The 23,652-nt window shown below is 38.1% G+C and carries 25 protein-coding genes, 1 riboswitch and 1 other annotated feature; of the genes, 5 read left to right on the forward strand and 20 right to left on the reverse strand.

Annotated features, from left to right (window positions below; translation table 11 throughout):
* Positions 1-25: 25 nt before the first annotated feature.
* The 3 genes from yqeH to LBYS11_RS15270 are packed head-to-tail and all read right to left on the reverse strand — an operon-like array spanning position 26 to position 2,466.
* On the reverse strand, positions 26-1,129 hold the full coding sequence (gene yqeH, locus LBYS11_RS15260) for a ribosome biogenesis GTPase YqeH (RefSeq protein ID WP_054550069.1): 1,104 nt from the start codon (positions 1,127-1,129) through the stop codon (positions 26-28).
* A complete protein-coding gene (locus LBYS11_RS15265) occupies positions 1,126-1,647 on the reverse strand; it encodes a YqeG family HAD IIIA-type phosphatase (RefSeq protein WP_016994153.1) in 522 nt (173 codons plus the stop codon). The genes yqeH and LBYS11_RS15265 overlap by 4 nt, the downstream gene beginning before the upstream one ends.
* Positions 1,648-1,683: 36 nt before the next feature.
* The gene (locus LBYS11_RS15270) at positions 1,684-2,466 is read right to left on the reverse strand and encodes a phosphatidylserine decarboxylase (protein ID WP_048392148.1); all 783 of its coding nucleotides are present in this window, start codon (positions 2,464-2,466) and stop codon (positions 1,684-1,686) included.
* A gap of 136 nt (positions 2,467-2,602) precedes the next feature.
* Between LBYS11_RS15270 and pssA the strand changes: the two genes are divergently transcribed.
* Both pssA and sigK read left to right on the forward strand, forming a co-directional pair.
* Positions 2,603-3,103 (forward strand): CDP-diacylglycerol--serine O-phosphatidyltransferase, encoded by a 501-nt coding sequence (gene pssA, locus LBYS11_RS15275; protein ID WP_048392670.1) that lies wholly within the window; start codon positions 2,603-2,605, stop codon positions 3,101-3,103.
* Positions 3,104-3,189: 86 nt separating this feature from the next.
* Positions 3,190-3,897, forward strand: coding sequence for an RNA polymerase sporulation sigma factor SigK (gene sigK, locus LBYS11_RS15280; RefSeq protein WP_004226867.1), 708 nt, complete (start codon positions 3,190-3,192; stop codon positions 3,895-3,897).
* Positions 3,898-4,020: 123 nt separating this feature from the next.
* On the opposite strand, the gene LBYS11_RS15285 is transcribed toward sigK, so the two are convergent.
* From LBYS11_RS15285 to LBYS11_RS15365, 17 genes are all read right to left on the reverse strand, one after another.
* Positions 4,021-4,176, reverse strand: coding sequence for a hypothetical protein (locus tag LBYS11_RS15285; protein WP_026023469.1), 156 nt, complete (start codon positions 4,174-4,176; stop codon positions 4,021-4,023).
* A 51-nt stretch (positions 4,177-4,227) separates the two neighbouring features.
* On the reverse strand, positions 4,228-4,920 hold the full coding sequence (gene mtnN, locus LBYS11_RS15290) for a 5'-methylthioadenosine/S-adenosylhomocysteine nucleosidase (RefSeq protein ID WP_016994157.1): 693 nt from the start codon (positions 4,918-4,920) through the stop codon (positions 4,228-4,230).
* A 60-nt stretch (positions 4,921-4,980) separates the two neighbouring features.
* The gene (locus LBYS11_RS15295; RefSeq protein WP_103118469.1) at positions 4,981-5,643 is read right to left on the reverse strand and encodes a YrrS family protein; all 663 of its coding nucleotides are present in this window, start codon (positions 5,641-5,643) and stop codon (positions 4,981-4,983) included.
* A 143-nt stretch (positions 5,644-5,786) separates the two neighbouring features.
* The gene (gene greA / locus LBYS11_RS15300) at positions 5,787-6,275 is read right to left on the reverse strand and encodes a transcription elongation factor GreA (protein ID WP_016994160.1); all 489 of its coding nucleotides are present in this window, start codon (positions 6,273-6,275) and stop codon (positions 5,787-5,789) included.
* A 175-nt stretch (positions 6,276-6,450) separates the two neighbouring features.
* Positions 6,451-7,089 (reverse strand): uridine kinase, encoded by a 639-nt coding sequence (udk, locus tag LBYS11_RS15305; RefSeq protein ID WP_004226858.1) that lies wholly within the window; start codon positions 7,087-7,089, stop codon positions 6,451-6,453.
* A complete protein-coding gene (locus LBYS11_RS15310; protein WP_103118470.1) occupies positions 7,089-8,369 on the reverse strand; it encodes a peptidase U32 family protein in 1,281 nt (426 codons plus the stop codon). The genes udk and LBYS11_RS15310 overlap by 1 nt, the downstream gene beginning before the upstream one ends.
* Before the next feature lie 14 nt (positions 8,370-8,383).
* Positions 8,384-9,316, reverse strand: coding sequence for a peptidase U32 family protein (locus LBYS11_RS15315; RefSeq protein WP_048392145.1), 933 nt, complete (start codon positions 9,314-9,316; stop codon positions 8,384-8,386).
* Between the two features lie 5 nt (positions 9,317-9,321).
* Positions 9,322-9,954 carry an O-methyltransferase gene (locus LBYS11_RS15320; RefSeq protein WP_054550064.1) on the reverse strand — a complete coding sequence of 211 codons (633 nt, stop codon included), beginning with the start codon at positions 9,952-9,954 and terminating at the stop codon, positions 9,322-9,324.
* 286 nt (positions 9,955-10,240) lie between these two features.
* Complete coding sequence (mltG, locus tag LBYS11_RS15325) at positions 10,241-11,368, reverse strand: endolytic transglycosylase MltG (RefSeq protein WP_048392143.1); 1,128 nt, start codon at positions 11,366-11,368, stop codon at positions 10,241-10,243.
* Positions 11,369-11,517: 149 nt separating this feature from the next.
* Positions 11,518-12,045: a DUF1292 domain-containing protein gene (locus LBYS11_RS15330; RefSeq protein WP_048392142.1), complete on the reverse strand. Its 528-nt coding sequence runs from the start codon at positions 12,043-12,045 to the stop codon at positions 11,518-11,520.
* A gap of 344 nt (positions 12,046-12,389) precedes the next feature.
* Entirely contained in the window at positions 12,390-12,698 is a 309-nt protein-coding gene (locus tag LBYS11_RS15335) for a DUF1292 domain-containing protein (protein WP_004226842.1), read from the reverse strand.
* Between the two features lie 18 nt (positions 12,699-12,716).
* Positions 12,717-13,133 (reverse strand): Holliday junction resolvase RuvX, encoded by a 417-nt coding sequence (gene ruvX / locus LBYS11_RS15340; RefSeq protein WP_004226840.1) that lies wholly within the window; start codon positions 13,131-13,133, stop codon positions 12,717-12,719.
* Positions 13,134-13,135: 2 nt separating this feature from the next.
* Positions 13,136-13,402: an IreB family regulatory phosphoprotein gene (locus tag LBYS11_RS15345; RefSeq protein WP_004226839.1), complete on the reverse strand. Its 267-nt coding sequence runs from the start codon at positions 13,400-13,402 to the stop codon at positions 13,136-13,138.
* Positions 13,403-13,490: 88 nt separating this feature from the next.
* Positions 13,491-16,151, reverse strand: a complete 2,661-nt coding sequence (gene alaS / locus LBYS11_RS15350; protein WP_103118471.1) for an alanine--tRNA ligase — start codon at positions 16,149-16,151, stop codon at positions 13,491-13,493.
* Positions 16,152-16,238: 87 nt separating this feature from the next.
* Positions 16,239-16,454, reverse strand: a binding site (T-box leader).
* Positions 16,455-16,530: 76 nt separating this feature from the next.
* The gene (gene corA, locus LBYS11_RS15355) at positions 16,531-17,487 is read right to left on the reverse strand and encodes a magnesium/cobalt transporter CorA (RefSeq protein WP_103118472.1); all 957 of its coding nucleotides are present in this window, start codon (positions 17,485-17,487) and stop codon (positions 16,531-16,533) included.
* A gap of 245 nt (positions 17,488-17,732) precedes the next feature.
* Positions 17,733-17,898: riboswitch (M-box (ykoK) riboswitch) on the reverse strand.
* 57 nt (positions 17,899-17,955) lie between these two features.
* Complete coding sequence (hpaB, locus tag LBYS11_RS15360) at positions 17,956-19,389, reverse strand: 4-hydroxyphenylacetate 3-monooxygenase, oxygenase component (RefSeq protein WP_103118473.1); 1,434 nt, start codon at positions 19,387-19,389, stop codon at positions 17,956-17,958.
* A gap of 123 nt (positions 19,390-19,512) precedes the next feature.
* A complete protein-coding gene (locus LBYS11_RS15365) occupies positions 19,513-21,945 on the reverse strand; it encodes an SF1B family DNA helicase RecD2 (RefSeq protein WP_103118474.1) in 2,433 nt (810 codons plus the stop codon).
* A gap of 189 nt (positions 21,946-22,134) precedes the next feature.
* Between LBYS11_RS15365 and hisA the strand changes: the two genes are divergently transcribed.
* The 3 genes from hisA (at position 22,135) to LBYS11_RS23770 (ending at position 23,643) form a co-directional block, all read left to right on the forward strand.
* Positions 22,135-22,902: a phosphoribosylformimino-5-aminoimidazole carboxamide ribotide isomerase gene (gene hisA / locus LBYS11_RS15370; RefSeq protein ID WP_103118475.1), complete on the forward strand. Its 768-nt coding sequence runs from the start codon at positions 22,135-22,137 to the stop codon at positions 22,900-22,902.
* Positions 22,899-23,186, forward strand: a complete 288-nt coding sequence (locus LBYS11_RS15375; RefSeq protein ID WP_048392136.1) for a hypothetical protein — start codon at positions 22,899-22,901, stop codon at positions 23,184-23,186. Before hisA ends, LBYS11_RS15375 begins: the two co-directional genes overlap by 4 nt.
* A gap of 193 nt (positions 23,187-23,379) precedes the next feature.
* Positions 23,380-23,643 (forward strand): hypothetical protein, encoded by a 264-nt coding sequence (locus LBYS11_RS23770; RefSeq protein ID WP_233732116.1) that lies wholly within the window; start codon positions 23,380-23,382, stop codon positions 23,641-23,643.
* Positions 23,644-23,652 lie beyond the last annotated feature (9 nt).

Genomic DNA, 23,652 nt, shown 5'->3' on the forward strand with positions numbered 1-23,652 from the left:
TCCCTCTCTCTACTATGTCCTCCATTTAGATCAGCGAAGGACGAATTGAAACTTGTACACCTTTTGGTGCGTAAGCTGCTACTACTACATTCGCGTGTTGAACGGTAATCCAGCCAAGCCCAGAAAATACTACATCTGTTTTCGCTTCTTTGATGGAAAATTCGTGACGAACCAATGGCGGTAACTGGTCGATAAAGTCCGCAGTTGGGGGTGCCAATAATTCTCCTTTATGCTCTTCATATAACGCATCGGCCTTCTCAAGCTTTGTACGATGGATTGGTAAATCATTTGCCACATGGATGGTAAATGCAGAACGATCACCCTGAATAAAATCAAATCTTGCTAATGCACCAATAAATAGAGTTTGCCCAGCATTTTGTTGATACACTTTCGGCTTAATTTCTTTTTTCGGCATAATATATTTTAATTCACTGGCATCAATATGATGAGCCATTTGATGATGATTAATAATACCTGGCGTATCATATAATGCACTACCATCATCCAATGGAATATCAATCATGTCTAAAGTAGTACCTGGGAAATGTGAGGTTGTAATCACTTCACCCTCACCTGTTGCCTGCTTAATAATTCGGTTAATGAACGTAGATTTCCCAACATTTGTACAGCCAACAACATATACATTTTGTCCTTTACGATATTCATCGATGGCTTCCATTGCTTCTGCCATCCCTTTGCCTTTATGGGCACTGACTAATAGGACATCGACAGGCTGTAGTCCAAGAGCCTTTGCTTCACGTTTCAGCCAGTTGATAACTTTTTTTGGCTTCACAGACTTTGGTAATAAATCAGCTTTGTTGGCAATCAATAGGACAGGATTCTTCCCTACAAAACGATGAAGCCCTGGTAGCCAGCTTCCATTAAAATCAAATATATCAACAATTTTTACGATTAAGCCTTGCTGTGTGCCAAGACCATTTAAAATACGTAAAAAATCGTCATCTGTTAACGATACTGGTTGAATTTCATTGTAATTTTTCAAACGGAAGCAACGCTGGCAAATGACCACATCCTTTTCTAATGATGATGGGGGTGCATACCCAACTGCTGTTTTATCTTCTGTTTGAATTGTTGTACCACAGCCAATACAATTTGGCATTTCAATCATTCTTGTTCCTCCCAAGTTATAATTCCTTTTCGTTTCAAATCATTAAATACGCGACGTTCAATGAAACGATTCAATTTTGTTACAAGCCCATCTGATTGTGCAACAGGCTTCACGAGCACTGTGTGTAAGCCTAAGCGATTTGCGCCCATTACATCCGTAAGGAGTTGATCTCCTACCATTACTACTTCATTTGGACGTAAGCCTAGTTGAATCAGTGCATTATAAAAAGCATTACGAAGTGGCTTTTTCGCCTTGTGAATATAAGGGATACCTAACGGCTCAGCAAAATGCTTTACACGAGCTTCCTTGTTATTTGACGCAATAATAACACGAATACCTGATTCTTTCATAATGCGTAACCAAATGATTAGCTCTTCTGTTGCATCTGGACGATCCCATTCAACAAGCGTATTATCTAAATCCGTAATGATTCCTCTAATCCCTAATTCTTGTAACTTTTCCGGCGTAATTTCAAAAATATTCGTCACAAATTCGTTCGGTAATAAAAAATTATACAAAATAGCGACCCCTAATCTTAACGTATTATTCGACCATTATAGCATATTTGCAAAGGCTTCACCCATTCGAATTGGGCTTCCTTTTACAACATTATCCGTAAATTTAATTGTATCCTTTTCAAACAGCATCACAACAGTGGAACCAAATGAGAAATAACCAACTTCCTGCCCTTTCTGCCATTTCGTTGTTGTATTGGTAAGTACAATGGAATTCACAAAGGTTGCACCTACTTTGATAAATGCAACATGCTGATTATTTGCTGCTTTCAGCTCAGTCACTAAACGATAATTATGAGAAATTGGTTTTTTACCGTATGTAAGACCTAACTGATTCACAGGATAAGATTTCTGACCAAGTGTATATTGTCGTAAGACTTCTCCATCTATCGGGCTATGGATACGATGGTAATCAGCAGGACTTAAATAAAAAACAATAAAATGTCCGTCTGCATATTGTGCAGCTCGTTCTGTATTGCCGAGTAAATCTTGTAATGCATAAGGCTTACCCTTCACAAGAAATGTCATATCCCATTCAATACGTCCAAAGGATTCCACTTTTGCGTCCACTGGGCTGGCATAGACAGTTGGATTTTTTTCAATAGGTCGAGCTTCTTCAATAAGTTCTCTTGTAAAAAAATCATGTAAACATGAAAATTGTTGTTGTTTTTTTGAAACTTCTTCAAGGTTAATATCGTATAACTTCATGTAGCTTGGTATTATACGTTTACTCCACTTCGCTTTTGCTATTGTCTGCAAAAGATGGGAAGATTGCTTACCATTCGTTAGTTCTATCAAGCGTTGATATAGTTTTTCTTTCATACAGTAAAACCCCTATCCATTAATTTAGACTGTCAATTTTTTCGCATTCGAAGTATAATGGTACAATATCTTAAGTGCAAAGGAGTGATCCCCCTTGTTTTTTTATCACAAGTTGGTGGATACCACGGTTAAGAAAATGAAATCGCACGCAGCTAACTTCATAACAATTAGTAATATGTCCTTTGGAGGCGCGGCTATTATGGCCACTCTACATGAATACTATAGCTATAGTGTCTTGTTTATCTTTATAGCAGCTCTTCTTGATCGCTACGATGGTAAGGTAGCGAGAGCGCTCGGACAAGTGTCAGAATTAGGTAAACAATTAGATTCTATGAGTGATATTATATCATTTGGTGTGGCGCCTGCATTATTAATGTATGAAGTTGTTCTAGTTGATTTTGGTTTTGTCGGCATGATGATGGCCGTATTATTTATCGTCTGTGGCGCGATGCGTTTAGCTCGCTTCAATATTAGCGAAGCGAACGGTTATTTCACAGGTTTACCAATTACAGCCGCAGGTACGTTCTTAACTTTAACGTATTTCGCAGCTTATACGTTCCATCCGGCATTTTATCTTTTCCTTTTCCCCATTTTAGCTTTACTCATGATTAGTACATTTACGTTAAAAAAAGTGTAACAGCACATTTGCTGTTGCACTTTTTTCATTTCCCACGGCTTTTAAACATATACTGTCGAAAAATGGGGAAAGGATGAAATCATTCAATGAGCGGAATTTTTACATCGATGTTGCAGTTATGGCTTGAAATCCCTGCGTTGCTTGGCTATTTAAAGGGGCAAACATTCCATAAACCCTTTTCAAAAGAAGAGGAAGCTGCTTGTATTGAACGATTTTTAGGTGGCGATGAGCAGGCGCGTCTTGATCTAATAGAACGTAATATGAGGCTTGTCGCACATGTCGTTAAAAAATTCCATCCAAAACATGAGCAACTCGATGATTATATTTCTATTGGAACAATTGGACTAATGAAAGCCGTTGAGAGCTATACCCCTGATAAAAAAACTAGACTTGCCACATATGCAGCTCGTTGCATTGAAAATGAGATTTTAATGCATCTACGCACCCAAAAGAAAGTGCAAAAAGACGTTTCGCTATTTGAGCCGATTGGAACTGATAAAGATGGGAACGCACTGCAAATTCGCGATTTACTTCAGTGTGATGAAGAAAGTGCCACAGAGAAGCTAGAGCATAAAGAGCATGTAGCACAACTATACCACTATTTGCATATGCTCGATGAACGTGAGCTCGAAATTGTGACACTCCGTTATGGCTTAAATCAACAGGATGCACTTACGCAAAAGGAAATTGCAGCACGCTTAAATATTTCACGTAGCTATGTATCTCGCATTGAAAAACGGGCACTTATTAAACTCTATCAACTATATAAACGAGACCAAAAAACTATTGAATAATATATTGTAAAATGGTTATGAAAAAAATTCAATCCTTCAATGACGGAAGAATATGCCTATTTCATGGCATATAAAAAGCTCCCCTGCGACATGACTATGTCGCAAAGGAGCTTTCCCGTCATACTAGTGTGCTGATTCAGAGAGTTCTGCTGAAATCAACGTACCTATTAAAGTTGTAATAATGACTACACCTGCTGTTAAAAATAACATCATGAATGCCTCCCATTCTATTATGAAGAGATTTATTAATGTCAGTGTAGCATTTGTTTTTTGTATCAACTGTGATTTTTCTCACAGAATAAACCACACATTTTGACCATTCTGTGTAGTTTATAGTGAGGAAATTGCTTTTAATACGACTTGTGTCGAATGTTTTGCAGCAACTGGTAAAAATTCATCAAAGCTAATATTCGATTCTTTACCTGCAATATCTGATAATGCACGAATGACTACAAAAGGTGTAGCAAATTGATAACAAACTTGTGCAACTGCAGCAGCTTCCATCTCTACAGCTTTCATTTGAGGGAAATGGCGACGAACAGCCTCTACACGTTCAGGATCATTCATAAAAGCATCCCCAGAGCAAATTAAACCAACGCCATACTGGTGCTCTCCAACTGCCTTTACAGCCTCCTCAGCTACCTTCATCAATTTCTCATCTGATTTATATGCTGCTGGCATACCAGCCATTTGTCCAATTTCATAGCCAAAGATTGTGACATCCACATCGTGGTGACGAACTTCATCAGAAATAACGACAGCGCCTACCTCAAGAGCTTCATCATATCCACCTGCAGAGCCTGTATTAATGACAACATCTGGTTTAAACTCATGTAAAAGAATTGTCGTAGACATAGCAGCATTTACTTTACCAATACCGCTTTTTAATAATACGACTTCCTTGCCTTCAAAAGTTCCTGTTGTATACTCACTACCTGCAATCGTTGTGCTATGTGCATCGTCTAATGCTGCTCTTAGAAGCTCCACTTCCTCTTCCATTGCGCCAATTACTGCAATTTTCATGTACTGTTACTTCCCTTCTTTTATCAACTCTATTAAAAATAATCAAAAGAGTGATTTTCGTCAATAGGCGCCTTCTAATGTATTTAGTTGCTCTAGCTTCACAGGCTTCCACCCTTCATTATCAACCCATTCCATGCTTACACGATACATTTGAGATTTATCATTGGTCGAAACAGTTGCAATGGATGAATTAGGACCACCATTATTTTGCATACGCCAGATGATCATATTGCTTTGGTCAATACCTGTCACAGTAGATACTGTTGCTACTTTCTCAGCCCAGTCTACAGACGTGTCGTCATATGAAGACACATGCTGACCTGTTTGAGTTGTAGGTGTTGGTTGCCAATTTTTATTCGTGATGACCTTCTCAACAATAGGATTATCTGATGCTGATTCTTCTGCTGTGCCTTGTTCTTCCTGGGATGTCTCAGGTTCTGATTCTTCTTCGGAAGGTTTATCTTCTTCTACAGCAAGATCTTCTTTTTCTTCTTCATCCGTCGGTTCTTTTTCTACTTCTTTTTCATCATCACCGCTCTGTTCTTCTTGAATGGGTTCCTCTTTCACTGCTTGATCTGCATCATCTTGCCATTTAAACACATAGGTTGCTGTGATAATAATGAGGACAACCACAACACCAATTAGAACATTCAATAGTTTATCTAGCTTTTTATTACGAGATGGCTGCAAATGACGACCACTTCGAGTTTGTCGTTCACTCATAATGTCTCCCCCTCTCTAGGCAATATTCTATCAAGTTCGACAGCACTTGCAAAATAATTCTACTCATTATTTTACTACATAGTTATCACGCTAAAAATGGTACAAGCAGTCAGCCAAAGGCTAACTGCTTGTACATAGTCATATTATTTAATTGAGACAATTTTCACTTTCATTTCGCCGCCAGGTGTTTGAACGACAACCTCTTCACCTTCAGCACGACCAAGTAGACCTTTTGCAATCGGTGATTCATTCGAAATACGGAATTCCATAGGATCTGCTTCAGCAGAACCAACAATTGTATAAGATTCTTCATCTGTTGATGGCTTACCATTGATGATTTCTACGAATGTAACCGTTTTCCCTAGTGATACTACACTGTTATCTGTCTCGTCTTCAGAAATAATCACTGCATTGCGAATCATTGATTTTAATGTTGAAATACGACCTTCTAAAAAGGCTTGTTCTTCTTTAGCAGAATCGTACTCAGCGTTTTCAGAAAGATCTCCAAAATCACGTGCTATTTTAATGCGTTCAACGATTTCTTTTCGTGTTTCAGTTTCTAATTTTACTAATTCTTCTTCTAATTTACGTTTTCCCTCAGCTGTCATAGGGTACTGTTTTTCATTTGCCAAAGTCCTTCACTCCTTGTTTCTTCAATATAAAAACATAAAACTCGACTAAATGCACGGAAGATGCATTTAATCGAATTTTATTATTTTTAAACGTTTTCAAATTACGCTTTGACCTAATAGTATGCATGCTTTTTCAAAATATGCATGTAAATATTGTCAATACCACTCTATCTTATTACAATACGTTGTCGGTTTCAAGAATAGTTTTAATTTTCGTTACCATTAAATCAATCGCCACCTCATTATCCCCACCTTCAGGAATAATGATATCAGCATAACGTTTTGTTGGTTCAATAAATAAATTATGCATCGGTCGAACCGCTGATAAATACTGCTCAATCACCGAATCCGTTGTACGTCCACGCTCTTTAATATCACGCATAATACGGCGAATAATACGTAAATCTGAATCTGTATCCACAAATAATTTAATATCCATTAAATCACGTAAATCAGCATCCTCAAGGACTAGAATACCTTCTAGTATAATAACATCTACTGGTTCAACATGTATAACTTCTTCTGCTCTTGTATGCTGGACGTAATCATACACAGGTTTTTCAATTGGTTGGCGCACTAACAACTTTTTTATGTGCTCAATTAATAAATCATTATCGAAAGCTAACGGATGATCATAGTTAGTTCCTAAACGTTCTTCAAATGTTAAATGACTTTGATCCTTATAATAAAAATCTTGTTCAATTACCACAACAGAATGCTCACGGAAAACATCATAAATGGCGCGCGTCACACTCGTTTTTCCCGAGCATGAGCCACCTGCGATTCCGATGACAACAGGGCGCTTCACTGCCATTAGTTATTCTCCTTTCGCATCATGTTATGCGGCTTCAATGGTGAATCACATTTAAATTTCACAATTTGTAATGGATGACGAGCTGCATCTAGGCTATTGCCATCCTCGTCCCAAATTTCACCCATTGTTAAACGGAAATTCTCAATTTCAGGACCAAAGAATTCTACTTCGTCACCAGGTTTAAAATAATTACGCTGTTGCATTGTCACTATTTTTGTCTCTGGATCATGCTCTAAAATAAGTCCAGCAAATTCATAGGTTGTTTTACGACCATGTACACCAAACATCTGCTCCTCAAAGCCAGGTGCATCATGGAAGAATGCTTCAGCCGTATCACGGTTAGCACATTTGTCTAATTCCTCTAGCCATTCACGTTTAATTTTAAAGTTATCAGGATCTGCACAATAAGCATCAATCACTTTACGGTACACAGAAACAACTGTCGCTACATAGTGAATGGATTTCATACGACCTTCAACTTTTAACGAGTCGATACCTAGCTCAATCATATGAGGAATCGCTTCAATTAATTTTAAATCTTTTGGACTCATCGCAAATGGTGCATGACTCTCATCGAAAAGTGCTTTTTCTTCCCCATCTTCTAATTCATATAGATCATAGTCCCAACGGCATGATTGGCAGCATCCCCCTCGGTTTGAGTCACGAGCCGTCATATGATTAGAAAGAACGCAACGACCAGAGTAGGCAATACACATTGCTCCATGAACAAAGGCCTCAATTTCAATGTCGACCTTTTCCTTCATCAGCTTCATTTCTTCTCCGCCCACTTCACGTGCTAATACAACACGATGTAAACCTTCTTCTTTCCAGTACTGCACGGCCTTCCAGTTGGACAATGATTGCTGAGTAGAAAGGTGAATTTCAAGCTTAGGTGCTGCTGTACGACATGTTTCAATAATGAGCGGGTCTGCTACAATAATACCAGTTACGCCCACTGATTCAATATCCTTTAAATAACGCTCTAAGCCATCCATATTTTCATTGTGGGCAAAAATATTTGTTGTTACATATATTTTCGCACCATATTGATTGGCAAATTCTACACCTTCACGCATCTCTTCAATTGAAAAGTTATCCGCATTCGATCGTAGACCAAACTCTCGCCCACCGATAAATACAGCATCTGCTCCGTAATGGACAGCTATTTTTAATTTCTCTAAGCTACCAGCTGGTGCAAGTAGCTCTGGTTTTTTAGTAATGACACGTTTACCGTTGACAATCTCACGGATTTTGTCATTTTGCTCTAACGCTAATGCCATGTTATTGTCCCCTCCTAGTAAACTGTTTCCTTGAAGATAAAGCCCGTATCTAATGGTCTAATAGCTGGTTGAATATCTTCAATTTTTGCTAATAAATCGTCTTTTATTTCTTCATATGCCTCTTCTGATTCGTCAAAATACGTATCGATCGCTTTTCGATAAGCTTCTGTTACCGCGACTACATAATCTGGCGTTTGAAGTACACCTTCAATTTTCAGAGCATCGATGCCACCTTCAAATAATTCGCCTAGTTCATCAATAATACACATATCATTTGGACTGAAAATATGTGTACCATTTACATCTTCATATATTGGATATTTATTATTTCGTTCATCATCATGTAAGAACATATTACGATTTTCCTGGCGATTTTCAATAGCCATTACTTTATCTTGATATAAGAAATAATGGCCGAGTAATGGGCGTTTTGATTGGAACATACATGTCATGCCATGTACTTGTACTTCAATTTCCATTTCGGTATTTTCTTTAATTTCTAATACTTCATCAAGAGAAAGCTCACGCGCTAACACGGCACGCGTTGCACCACGTTTCCCCCAGTAATTAGCCGTAAACCAGTTTGTAGCTGTCGTTTCTGGATTCCAATGTAACGGAATCGTAACACCTTGCTCTCTGCGAATAATGAGAACCGCTGGATCACCGTAGATTAAACGGTCCACACCGATCCGTTGCATTTCTTTTAAATAATCAGCAAGTGCCTCTAGCTTCTCATTATGGAAAAGTGCATTGACTGCAACATATACCTTTTTACCCGCTTCGTGAATAAGCTTTGTCGCTTCTTCTACTTCTTCAACGGAGAACTCTCCTGCTAGACGTAGACCAAATTGTTGTTCACCAATAACAAAAGCATCTGCTCCAGCGGCTAAAAGTGCTTTTATATGTTCTAATGATTGTGGTGTCACAAGCAATTCTGGTTTTTTCATAGTAGTCACCTCTTCAAACATAGTAATAAACCATCACCGACTGGTAAAAAAGCACTTGTATAATCTGGGTGCTGCATAATCCAATCCGTGAAGTTTTTTAAATTGCGAATCATTGTTCGCTTACGACGTGGAACATCCTTCAACTCTAAATCAGACAAACCATGCATGTACATATTATCGATATACAATACCCCACCTGATTTTACTAAAGGTGCATATTTTTCAAAAAAGCGTTGGTATTGTCCCTTCGCAGCATCAATAAAGACCGCATCGAATGTTGTGTTAATGGCCTCGTCATCCACTTCTAAAGCGTCACCCTCAATGACCGTAATTCGATCGGATACAGTCGACCGTTTAATATAGGCTTTTGCCCTTGCTACACGATCTTGATCACGTTCAATTGTAACAATTTGGACATAAGGCAATGCCTCTGCCATACGAATAGCAGAGTAACCAATTGCTGTACCTATCTCTAAAATTTTTGACGGATTTTGAATACGCAACAGTTGATTTAATGCATCAATACCTGCCAGCTGCATGATCGGTACGTGATGCTCCTCCGCAAATGCTTCCATTTCTAAAAGCAATTCATTACGTGGCTGTATAAATGATTGTATATATGCATCTGATAATTCCATTGTTTCCACCCTCATTTAAAAGGCAACGAGCGTTTGCCGTTGTCTGTACTTCATCATTTATCAACAAAAAGAAAAAGACCAAACGTGATGTCTTGGTACTTTGCCATACAAAAATGAGCAATTGCTTCGATATGCTCAAACAATTGCCACCACGCATATTTGTCCCGCATAAATGAACGGATTGATCAAAAATCACACTTTATAATAGCATGAAAATAGAAGGAAAGCTATTTTTCTTTCCTTCTATCCATCTGTTTGCTATATGATTTTTGCTCTTCCTATACGTTTACTCTTCTTTTCGTAAATATTTTTCTACCTTCTGCAAATGCTCATCATAGGTTTTTGAGAAGTGGTTGACACCCTCTTTATCTGCTAGGAAGTAGAAATAATCTGTTTGACTTGGATTTAATGATGCCTCAATCGAAGTTTTACCTGCACCTGCTATTGGACCAGGTGGTAGACCTTTATTTTTGTAAGTGTTATAGGCATTATCCACTTCTAAATCTTCATATAGAACACGATCCTTGTGATCACCCAGTGCATAGAGCACGGTTGGGTCTGTTTGGAGTGGCATCCCTTCATTGATTCGATTATAGAAGACACTTGCAATAGTCTCTCGATCCGTTTGAGCAGTCGCTTCTTCTTCCAATAATGACGCAAATGTTAACAGCTGATGTACGGACATTTGTTTTTCAGCTAATACATCACTATAGTTCTTCACTACATTGTTCATGGCTGCTATCATCTCTTCTACAATCGCTTGTAAAGATGGTTTTTCTTCATAATAAGAATACGTAGCTGGATATAAATAGCCCTCTAAGTCATAGCGAATATTGTCAGCTAAAACAGCCTCTGTAACTAGCTCAGGATAATTAGCCATCATTTGCTGAACAAATGTGTCACTCGTCACAAGATCCATAAATTCTTTTTGTGTGTACGGTGTTTTCTTTTCAATCACTTTCCCAATTTGTTCAAGTGTTAAGCCTTCTGGGACTGTCATCGTAAAGACAGGCTTACGATATACCTTCCCTGTTTTCAAGCTTTCAATGAGTTCATCAAATGTCATTGCCTGTGTTAAATCATAATTTCCCGCTTGAAATTGTGATTCATTTTTAAATTTTGCATAGTATTTAAAAACACGTGCATCTTTTATGACACCTTTTTTCTCTAGTAGTGTTGAAATGGAGGACAAACTAGAGCCAATTGGTACTTCTACTGCAATTGTTTTCGTTGCATTAGGGTCTAATGGTTTTAAAGCACCTTTTACATAATTGTACCCAAATAAACCAACAACTCCAATTATTAGTACGAAAACAATGGCAATAATTGCGACGATTTTTCTCACCATTTTTACCTCAGATTTTCTTTCTTGCATTTTTGAAAACATTTCTTGTTTTTTTGAACCGTTATCCACGGGTTTCCCCCCTATCACTATTCAATATCATACTAGAAATCAACTTTCACGACAAACAGAAATCGACAATTCAGGAGAAATTACATATGTAAAAAATCTGCCAACAACTTTCGTTAGCAGATTTTTGAGCATTCTAGAAATAGTTTATCCTATAAAGTGTTTAATACTTCTTCTACAAATTCCCATTCTTCATCTGACTCAATCGGGTATAACTCTTCAATCTGGCCTTCATTTCCAGCTATATATTGGGCTGCAAAAATATCACGCTCATCAATCGGTTCATCTGTTGCTGGCACATATAATACATACGATTTACCGAATTGCTCAGATGAAAATGTATGAATGACTTCGCACACTTGATCTTTTCCTTCTTCATCTGTCACAGTAATTAGCTGTGGTTCTTCTTCAAATTCATCAAGTAATGTTAACACCACTTCATTAATCATTTCCCATTCGGCATCTGTTTCAACAGGCTGTAAATTTGTCATCTCACCTGTATTGTCATCATAATCAAAAGTCATCGCGGAAAGGTCTCCTGGAATTTCTTGACCGGTTTCATCTAGAAGGGAAAATAACACATAGGACTTGTCCTCCGCATCAAAGGTAAAGACCACACGACACTGCTGTTCCTTACCATCTTTCCCAATGATCATAAATTCTTGCGTTTCTTCATTCATTCTGTTTCCTCCTTTATGACAATTTGATGTCATTTATTAAATCGTTTTTTTGAGGTTAGACACTTTAGAATAGCTTCTCCTATTTTGAACAAGTTTTCCCTGCATTTCTTCTCTACTTTTGAGCAGGTTCTCGATGTTTGGAGTGGGGCTTGGAGCGGTTACACTCTATTTCTAAGCGAATCCCCTAACTTTATGAACGTTTCCCAACAATTGTGGATCAAATTCACACATCTACAATGCATTCATTCTTCAATTTAACAATCCTTCTACATTAGAAAAGCTTCAATAAAAAAGGAACAAGGACTGCAAGCTGCGATCCTTGTTCCAAGCTTTGAGTTAGAAGATTAGTCTTCGTTTTCATCCTCTAAAGCGTTTAAAACGTCCTCTACCATATCCCACTCTGCTTCAGTTTCGATTGGTGTTAATTCACCATCTTCACCATTTTCAGATGGTACAAATGAAGATACAAAGATTTCAACTGAGCCATCTTCATCTTCCTCTGCGCCTACCATTGAGTAAAACACATATGATTTGCCAAACTCTGGAGATTCATGAACGTGAATCACTTCACAAAGCTGCTCGTTTCCGTTTTCGTCAATCACTGTAATGTGTTGAACATGTAGTTCTTCTTCATGGTTATGCTCGTGTGCCATGCATAGTCACCTCATCAATTAATTTTTGCTATCTAAGTAGCCTTGTAAAATCATCACAGCTGCCATTTTATCAATGACTTGCTTGCGCTTTTTGCGACTCACGTCCGCTTCGATCAGCATACGTTCAGCAGCCATCGTCGTTAAACGTTCATCCCATAATTTGACCGGTAGTGAGAAATGCTCTTCTAATAGCTTTTTATAGTTCTCAGAAGCCTCTCCACGCGGTCCAACCGTATTATTCATGTTTTTTGGAAAACCTACAACAAATTCTGTTATAGTATATTCCTTTACTAGCTCAGCGATACGGTCAATACCGAACTCACCATTAGCTTCATCAATTTTTACGGTTTCAATACCTTGGGCGGTCCAACCAAGTGCATCACTTACAGCAACACCCACAGTTTTTGACCCAACGTCTAATCCCATAATTCTCATTTCTAGTCCTCGTTATTCTTTTTGATATAAAATTTAACAAGCTCCTCTAGAATTTCGTCACGCTCAAGCTTGCGAATTAAATTACGAGCATCCTGATGGCGAGGAATATACGCCGGATCACCAGAAAGTAAGTAACCAACAATCTGATTGATAGGGTTATATCCCTTTTCCTCTAATGAAGAATGAACTTTCAACATTACCTGCTTGACTTCCTGTTCCATTGATTCTTCTGGAAAATTAAATTTCATCGTTTGATCAAATGAACTCATGACCAGCACCTCGCTTTCAGAAATAAGGAGATGTGCAAACAAGCTCATCTCCAATTTCTCTTTATTATAACATGTTTTGGTGAATTAATTAAATGGATTTAACATAATCATACACAGAAAGTAGTGCTTCATCAAGTTTTGATGCATCTTTTGCACCTGCCATCGCCATATCTGGACGACCGCCACCTTTACCACCACATGCTTCCGCAACCATTTTCACAATATTCCCTGCATGGTAATTGCCACCAACTAATTCTTTTGAAACACCAGCACATAGCATAACTTTTTCACCATCAACTGCTCCAAGAACAATGACTGCTTTTGGCATTTTTGCTTTCAGGTCATCCATCATTTGACGGAGTTGATTGTTATCCTTCGCTTCCACTTTTGTAGATAGCACTGTCACATCTCCAATTGTTTGAGCGGCATCAACAACTGCCCCTGCCTGTGCATTGGCGATTTTTTGAGATAATGCTTCGTTTTCACGTTGTAATTCTTTGTAGTCTGCTTGTAATGCCTGTACTTTTGTGACAATATCTTTAGCATTTGCTTTTAATAATGTCGCTGCATCATTTAATAATGCTTCTTCTTCTTTTACTGCTTCATAAGCAACTTTTCCTGTAACAGCTTCAATACGACGAGTACCTGCACCGATACCACCCTCTGAAACAATTTTAAAGAAGCCAATTTCAGAAGAGCGTTTAACATGGATACCACCACATAGCTCAATCGAATAATCTCCGATGGATACTACACGTACAACATCTCCATATTTTTCACCGAATAATGCCATAGCACCCATTGCTTTTGCTTCATCAATACCTTTTTCTTCAATAACGACCTCTATATCATCCCACACTTTTTCATTTACAATACGTTCAATTTGCTGTAATTCTTCTTTTGTAACTTGACCAAAGTGAGAGAAATCAAAACGTAAACGATCAGGTCCTACATATGATCCAGCTTGGTTCACATGATCACCTAGCACATCTTTTAATGCACGTTGCATAATATGTGTTGCCGTATGGTTTTTAATGATTAAATTGCGGTCATCACGATTGACCACTGCTTGCACTGCATCTTCCACATGCATTTCCCCAGATTCAACTACTACTGTATGAAGCGGTTGACCATTCGGTGCTTTTTGAACATCTTTTACAACAGCCGTAAAGCTATCATTTGAAATAGTACCACTATCAGCAATTTGACCACCCATTTCAGCGTAGAATGGTGTCTTCGCTAAAATAACCAATGCTTCCTGACCTTCCGAAGCGACTTTCGCAACTTGACCATTGACGATCATTGCAGCGATTTCAGTATTAACATTTAACGTATCATAGCCAACAAATTCACTTGCAACCGTTAAGTTTGCTAATACTTCATTCTGTACTTGCATCGAATCAACATCTTGTCGTGCAGCACGCGCGCGTTCACGTTGCTCTTCCATCGCTGCCTCAAAACCTTCATGATCTACTTTCATGCCTACTTCCTCTGCATATTCTTCCGTTAGCTCGATTGGGAAACCATAAGTATCATATAAACGGAAAGCATCTGCTCCTGGGATGTAATCATGACCAGCTGCTTTTTGAGATTCCACTACTTCATTAAAGATAGCTAAACCACCATCTAATGTTTCATGGAAACGAATTTCTTCATTTTTAATGACACGTTGAATAAATTCGCATTTCTCTGTAACTTCTGGATAGAAGTCTTCCATAATTTTACCCACAGTTGGTACAAGTTCAAACATAAATGGTTTTTCAATACCAATTTGTTTAGCATAGCGAACGGCACGACGTAGTAAGCGACGTAATACATAGCCACGGCCTTCATTTGAAGGCAGGGCACCATCGCCTATAGCAAATGCTACTGTACGGATATGGTCTGCAATCACTTTAAATGGTGTATTAATATCTTCATCTGAGCCAAAGATTTCATTTAAGTCTACTTCGCCAGGTCGTTTATATTTACGATTGGCAAACTCCTCAATTTTTTCAATAATTGGCATAAATAAATCAGTATCAAAGTTTGTTGGTACATTTTGCACGACGGACACAATACGCTCTAAGCCCATACCTGTATCAATATTTTGCTTTGGTAGTGGCGTGTAAGTGCCATCAGGATTATGGTTAAATTGAGAGAACACAAGGTTCCAAATTTCTAGGTAACGCTCATTTTCTCCTCCTGGATACATTTCAGGGTCATTTTCATCTGAGCCGTATTCTACGCCGCGATCATAAAAAATCTCTGAGTTCGGACCAGATGGGCCTTCTCCTATATCCCAGAAGTTCCCTTCTAAACGAATTAAACGTTCTTCTGGAATACCAATTTCCTGATGCCAAACATCATATGCTTCCTGGTCTTCTGGGTGAATCGTGATGGATAATAACGCTGGATCAAAGCCCATCCATTTTTTATCTGTTAAAAACTCCCAAGCATAATGAATTGCTTCTTTTTTAAAGTAGTCACCAATAGAGAAGTTTCCTAACATTTCAAAGAATGTATGGTGTCGAGCTGTTTTCCCAACGTTTTCAATATCGTTGGTACGAATCGATTTTTGTGCATTTGTAATACGTGGATTATCAGGGATAATACGGCCATCAAAATATGGTTTCAAAGTTGCAACACCTGAGTTGATCCAAAGAAGTGATGGATCATTTATTGGCACAAGTGGTGCTGATGGCTCATGATGATGCCCCTTTTCTTTAAAAAATTCCAAATACATACGGCGAATATCTACTGCTTTCATTGGATAAATTCCTCCTATTTTATATTGTAAAATTACGATACGAATCCTGCGATTTACCGAAGAAAATAAAAAAAGCCCTCATCCCCAAAAAGGGACGAGGACTTGTCATTAGTCTCGCGGTACCACCCTAGTTGTAAGTAAAAACCTTACTTACCTCTTTAGCACTTGTAACGTCAGTGAACGGCAGGGATTAGCTGCACTCTGGAGTAGCTTTCAGCATTTGCTGTTGTGAGGATTTTTTCAGCCTAGAAATCCCTTTCTTGTGCACACACAAATACGTACTTTTTCCATCATCGTTTTTACTTTTTCTATCGAAAATTATAAAAAAAATCTATTGCGCTGTCAATTAGTACTAGTATGACTAACACTAACTAAGCAATCATTTTTTGAAATATATCCACATGCCCCATGTAAAAATAACTAAGAAGGCGCTAATTGCAATAGTTGTATAAGGGGTATCTTGATAAGGTAAAGGTACATTCATTCCAAAAAAACTAGTAATTACTGATAGTGGTAACATAATTGTCGAAATGACCGTTAATAAATTCAGCTTTTCAATGGATTTCCCACTGATAATTGAAAAATACGTATCAAGCGTGCTGTTCACTAAATCTCGATATGTCTCTGTGGAGTCGACAATACGTTCTAGATGGTCATTCAAATCTTTATAGAATGGAATATTTTCTTCTTGAATGTCAAATTTCCACTGGCCATTGATTGTAGAAAAAATTCTTCTTTGTGGCATAATGGCCTGACGAATTAAAATAATTGTCCGCTTCAATGCAAGAAATTCCTCTGTCACCACTTTTGGTTGATAATCATAAATTTCTTCTTCTAGTTCATCTATACGTGCGCGAATTCGTTCTAATACTGGGAAGTATTCGTCTGTAATACCGTCAATAATTGTATGCAATAAAAAATCTGTACCCTTTTCTAAAAATCTTGGGCTATTGACACAAACATTTTCCATTTTTCCTAGCCATTGCAACTTTTGTTTATGCACAGTCACAATATAGTTTGGTCCCATAAAAATATTTAACTCAACGGTTGTAATTTCATTGTTACTTTTCTCATTATAAATTGGTGCATGGAGCACAAAAAATTTATAATCACCATAACTATCCATTTTTGGACGTGAGCCTTCATGTAAGCAATCTTCAACCGCTAGTGGATGAAAGCCAAATACATCAGCTATATTATTCAATTCATTATAACTATAGGCATATAAATCTACCCATAATAAATCTTCGTTATGAATAGGGAGTTGTAAATCAATCATTTTGAAATCATGTTGGACTGTCTTGCTGCTGCTATTATAATAGTGGATTTTAATCATTGCATTTCACCTCGTGTTTGTTATTGAGGGAAACAAAAGGTCATCCTTAATCACCCTTTGTCTGCATCGGTGATTAGAAATCGATGACTTTTTATGTGTTTCCGTTTGCCTAAATGATACTTATTCGGTTCAGGACTACTATCCATTTCTCATCACCTTCCTTCCATAACAAAAACACGCCTTCTACGAATGAAGGCGTGTTGAATACACATATCAAAAAATAGCAATAAAATACATTGCATGCTTGTTACCTTCAAACGTTGAGTTTTAGCACTATGCGGCATAGGAATATGTCCAGCTACGTTAAAAAACACCTTATTTCGATGATTTCTGTTGACCCATTGGCGTCTCTCGACATTTTTGGGTAGTAGCGTATCTCCAGCATAGGAGCCTCACCTAACGAAGGGAGTCTTATTTTTTTATTCCTGTAAATGATAACGGATAGTTTCACAACTGTCAAACTTTCTTTCAATCATTTTTCAAAAAGTCTTCCACTCTTTGCACTAAATGCTCTCGTTGATAAGATTGATAGAGTAAGCTAGATAAACGTACAGGATCACCAAAGAAAAAGCGTTCATACAATGTCTGTCTTGTGCCAAAACTACTCATTGTTAAATCCCAAGCTAAACGGAATTTCTTTACTCGCTCTTCCCCTTTGTCTTGAAATGATTGCAGATAATGATCAAGATCCCCATCATCCGTTGCAAAAGCTTTTGCACTCGGTATGGACATTAATCCACTTGCTCCCAGTTGCTGGATGATATCTGTAAAGGTAGGATATACTTTCGGGAAGATATGAATAGCGACCTGTAATGTGGATTGGTCTGGTCTGATAAAGCCAAAGGAATCCCTTTGTGCCTCAATTTCTGATTTTAATTGCAATGCTTTCATCGTTTCTAATGCTACGATGACATCTACCACTTTTTGATGGACATGTTGGTAATCCCCAATATTTATGGAATCCACAATCATTTGTACAACCCCTAGGATGAATTCCGTCTTAGCAATTTGACGTGACAGCACATGATGCAAAGTATACGCTTGGAAGCCACTAACATTCATAAATTGATTGGCCACTTCAACATTTTCGTAATAAAATACTCGTTCCCACGGGACAACTACATCCTCAAACACAACGATTGCATCCATTTCTTCAAAACGTGCACTTAACGGATAATCAAAGGTAGAATCTCCCCCTACAAATGATTGCCGACATAAAAACTTTAAGCCTTTCGTGTTACTTGGAATAGAAAACCCGAAACCTTTTCCTTCATCATAGCCATTTGTTGATAAAACAAGAAGCTCATCTGTTATGCCACCCTGTGTCGCTAGTAATCTTGCCCCTTTAATGACTAAGCCCTCACTTGTTTTCCCAATGATTTTAGCTGCAATGGTTACTTCTTCATCCTCATAGTAAAAGCGCTTGCGATTTACCTGTGGTTCGATAAAGGTATGTGTCATCGTAATATCATTCTCGCGAGCATACTCATAGAACTTCAGCAAATGCTCTGGGAAACAATTTGGCTTCTCTTTTAAAAAATCTGACGCTGATGCAAGGGCCATTAATGTTGTATTCATATAATCAGGGCTTCTCCCCATAAAGCCTTGAGAAGATAATGCCCATTCCCTTGCCGCTTGGCGCCTCTTCACAAGATCTTCTGGCGTCAATACTTGAAGAAATGACATGCCAACTTTCTGTTTACTAGTTGGCGATTCATAGGTCATTTTTTCAAGAAGTGCCTCTTGATGTTGTAAATCAAAAAGTTTCGCTTGACTCTGGATAATTCCTTTAAAGGCAGGATGTTCTGACACCTTTCCTGTCACGACTTTCCCATCTATGGAAATATACGTTTTTAAAGCATCAATTCGTTCAACATACTGTTGCCCTGTCATTATTGGCATGCTGTCACCCCTATACATTCCCTATGTTTTTGTACTCATCTAGTATATGAAATGTCCAAATATTAGGTGACGATACATCAATTAGAAAAACCCGATTAGACAGTCTAATCGGGAATATATATTTTATTCATCCAAAAAATCATATGGAGAGACATCATTCATACCAATCATTGGATGAATATAAGGGGCTGTTTCTACTGTTAGCTTTTGTTCAACGGAAACAGGCTCCTGCATCCCTTCATTATCTACTGGCACTGCCTCGACTTCCACAAGTTCTTCCTCAATTTCCATTGGGTTAAGTCTTGCACGTAAAGAGGTGAAACGCTGAAGGTCATCTGTACGTTGTAAACCATCCGCAAGCACATCTGGTTCACCACATAAAATCAAAAAGTTTTTAGCACGTGTAATACCTGTGTATAAAAGATTACGCCGTAACATTTTGGAATACCCTCTAACCACTGGCATAATGACCGTTTGAAACTCAGAGCCCTGTGATTTATGGATGGAGCAACAATAAGCTAGTGTCAATTGATTGAGGTCGCTTCGTTGATAGGTCACTTCAATGCCATCAAAGGATACGATCAGTAAATCTTGTTTTTCGATCGTCTCTTTCGCCTTAATAATACTAATGACCTCACCCATATCTCCATTAAAGACATTGCTTTCAGGTTGATTGACAAGCTGAAGAACTTTATCCTTTATTCGATAGGTGACATCCCCAAAGACTAGCTCTTTTCGTGTGCCAGTATCATTTGGGTTAATAAGCTCTTGAATCATTTTATTTAAATTATCTATACCAGCTGGTCCTTTGTACATGGGCGCCAACACTTGAATATTACGGATTTCCTGGCCCTTTGCGACAGCACTTTTGACAACTTGAGTTACAACGTTGGCAACTTGGTCTGCTGAAGCCTTAATAAACGAACGATCAGAGGTTTTAGCTGTTAACTCTTGTGGAATCGTTCCTTTTTTTATTTGATGCGCAAGTTCAATAATCGTTGAGCCTTCTGCTTGTCGATAAACATCTGTTAGCTCGACAGTTGGTAGCTGCTTGGATGCTAATAAATCCTTTAACACCTGTCCTGGACCTACTGGTGGAAGCTGATCCTGGTCTCCAACAAAGACAACTTGAACATCTTCATGTAAAGCTTTTAATAATTGATGGGCAAGCCATGTATCAACCATTGACATTTCATCCACGATAATCAGCTTACCTGTTACTTCCCGCTCTGTTTCTTCCTCTTTTTCTTGCCCTGTAAAACCGAGCAGTCGATGGATGGTCATCGCAGGAAGCTCTGTTGATTCGGCTAATCGTTTAGCAGCACGTCCAGTCGGCGCACAAAGAATAATCGGAAAAGGCTCCTCTTTTTGAGCATACTCTTTTGGATTTAAGGATAGCCCATGAAGCTTTGCATAAACTTCTACGACTCCCCGTACAACAGTGGTTTTCCCCGTACCAGGACCACCCGTTAAAATCATAACAGCTGAATTTAAAGCCTGTTCGATGGCATTCGCTTGTGTTTCTGCATAGGTAACATTGAGTAGCTCCTCTGTTTCTCCAATGGCTTTTCGAATTTCATCTTTACTAAAATGTTCAGCCTTATTATTCCGCTCGATAAGCGATAAGATTTTCGATGCAATCCCTACCTCTGAAAAATAGAGTGATGGCAAATATAACCTTGTCTCTTCACCACAAATTTTGCCTTCTTCACGGAGTCTGATACAGGCTTGAGAAATATCCTCGAATGGTATCTCCTGTCGTTGGCTTTGTTCAAGCATTTCCTTAACGAGCGGTAAAACCTGTTCTGCATCTAGATAAACATGTCCATCCGATAAAGCTGCTGTATTTAAAATATGTAAAATCGCTGCTTTGACACGATCAGGATGTTTACCAGTTATACCTAATTTCGCACCTAGCTCGTCGGCTCGAAAGAAACCCACCCCTTCCACATCTTCAATCAAGCGGTATGGATTTTCTGTCAGTAATTCAATGGCTTCTGTTCGATAGGTTTGATAAATCTTCATCCCAAGCTGTGGACCAAATCCCCACTCATTCAATTGAATCATGACCCGCTCTAAGCCTAAGTTTTGCTCAATAGTGCGGTGAATGACTTCTTTTTTTTCAGCGGATAGACGCGGAACAGCATCGAGGGCACTAGGATCTTCTAAAATAACACGGAGTGCATTAGCACCTAGTTTTTCAACAATCGTTTCAGCTGTTTTTTTCCCGATCCCTACGAAGAGGTCACTAGATAAATAATGAATAATTCCTTGCTCAGTTGCAGGTACCTCTTTTGTAAATGTCTCAATTTGAAATTGAGCACCGTATTTAGGATGCTGTTTTAAAATACCAGTAAATCGATATTGTTCATCCATTTGTAGTGGGGGAAAATAACCAACAACAATAATCTCCTTATCTTCATATTGCAAATTCGTCTCTTGAATTTTCACACGTACAATCGAATACATATTTTGCGCATTATGAAAGATAGAGACGATCGGACGTCCGAGTATAAAAAATTTATTGAGTTCAAATAAATCTAAATGATCTGTCATGTTCGGTCCGTCCTTTCTTATAGTTTTCAATCTTTTTATTTTACCATAGCCACATGAAAATATCGCAGACAAAAATATATTCACTTCGTTATTTTTACATTATTTTGACAAATGACAATTCTCTGCCTTTATCCTCCGTTCCATGCTATGATTAGTATGAATTAGTTGCACGGAAGGATTGTGAAATTATTGGAATTTAGACCTTGCATCGATTTACACGATGGCAAAGTAAAGCAAATTGTAGGTAGCACTTTGGGATATACAAATCAAGCAGTTGTAGAAAACTTTATTTCTCAACATGACGCTAGCCACTATGCACAAATGTTTGCCCAAGATCGTTTAACAGGTGGACACGTTATTATGTTAGGCTCTGGTAATGAAGAAGCTGCCCTATCCGCTTTAACAGCCTATCCTCAAGGCTTGCAAATAGGTGGTGGCATTACGGCTGACAATGCTCAAAAGTATATAGACGCAGGTGCTTCGCATGTCATTGTCACATCCTATATTTTTCATGATGGTCAGCTCGATTTAGCGCGTTTAAAGCGCTTAAATCAATTAATTGGTAAAGAACACCTTGTCATTGATCTCAGTTGTAAGATGCGTGACGGAAAGTGGTTTGTCATGACAGATAAATGGACTACATTTAGTCATTTCGAAGTCAATGCTGCGTCGATTGCCTATATTGAAGACTTTTGTGATGAGCTGTTAATACATGCTGTCGATGTTGAAGGAAAAAAGGGTGGTATGCAGGAAAGCTTGGTACAGGATTTAGCTGCATGGACATCTATTCCAACTACCTATGCAGGTGGCGTTCGTTCAATCGAAGACTTAGAAAAATTTAATGAATTAGCCCACGGAAAACTTCATGTAACCATTGGAAGTGCGCTCTCAATTTTTGGTGGCGATTTACCTTATACAGATGTAGTCGAATATTGTAAAAAAGGCGGGATCTTGTGAAGCTCATTTATAAAGATTATGTTTTTCCATTTCAAGAAACTAATTTAGAGAGAATCATAGATGGTAAGTATTTTAAAGTGAATAAAAAAGATCATTCTCTTGCGATTCATGTACAACTTGACAACGAACAAATGTTATTGGAATTTTCAAAATCACTAAAGGCAACATGTGGGTTCTTACGCGATCAAGAAACAGAGCCTTATATTGGAACCTATATTGATTTACAAATTTTCGTTGATGAGTTTAATAAGCGCTATAACTTAAATGCTGAAATTATTAGTTGAAACAAGGGGACAAATGGTTCCCTTTGTTTAACCTCAAACCCTCTTCTGCATTTCTTCCTTGCCCCTATTTCTGAAACCTTTTCATTGTCATGTGAGTTATATATTGTATAGCATAAACCACAGGGGGCTTCCATGACTAAACTACATATTTTTTTCCTACCTTATTTTTATGCTTTCCGCTCTTCTTATAGAGATGATCACCGTGATCCCCTATGGTGTAGGCTTTCATAGTGGATACAGAACATGGTGGATAACTTTTGGTCCGTTTAATTTTTATATAGCTCGTATTAGTTTGCCTATATTAATTGTTTATTTATGGAAGCTTTCAATCAATAAAAATTTATCATTGACGATAGGATTGAAGTTCATCATAGAAGGTATATTATTAATGAATCAGATGCAGGGCAAATCATTACGTTTACTTGTGCATCAAACATTCTTTTATGGAGAGCTATAGAAAATTCCA

Source organism: Lysinibacillus sp. YS11 (assembly GCF_002896375.1).
GTDB lineage: Bacteria > Bacillota > Bacilli > Bacillales_A > Planococcaceae > Lysinibacillus > Lysinibacillus capsici.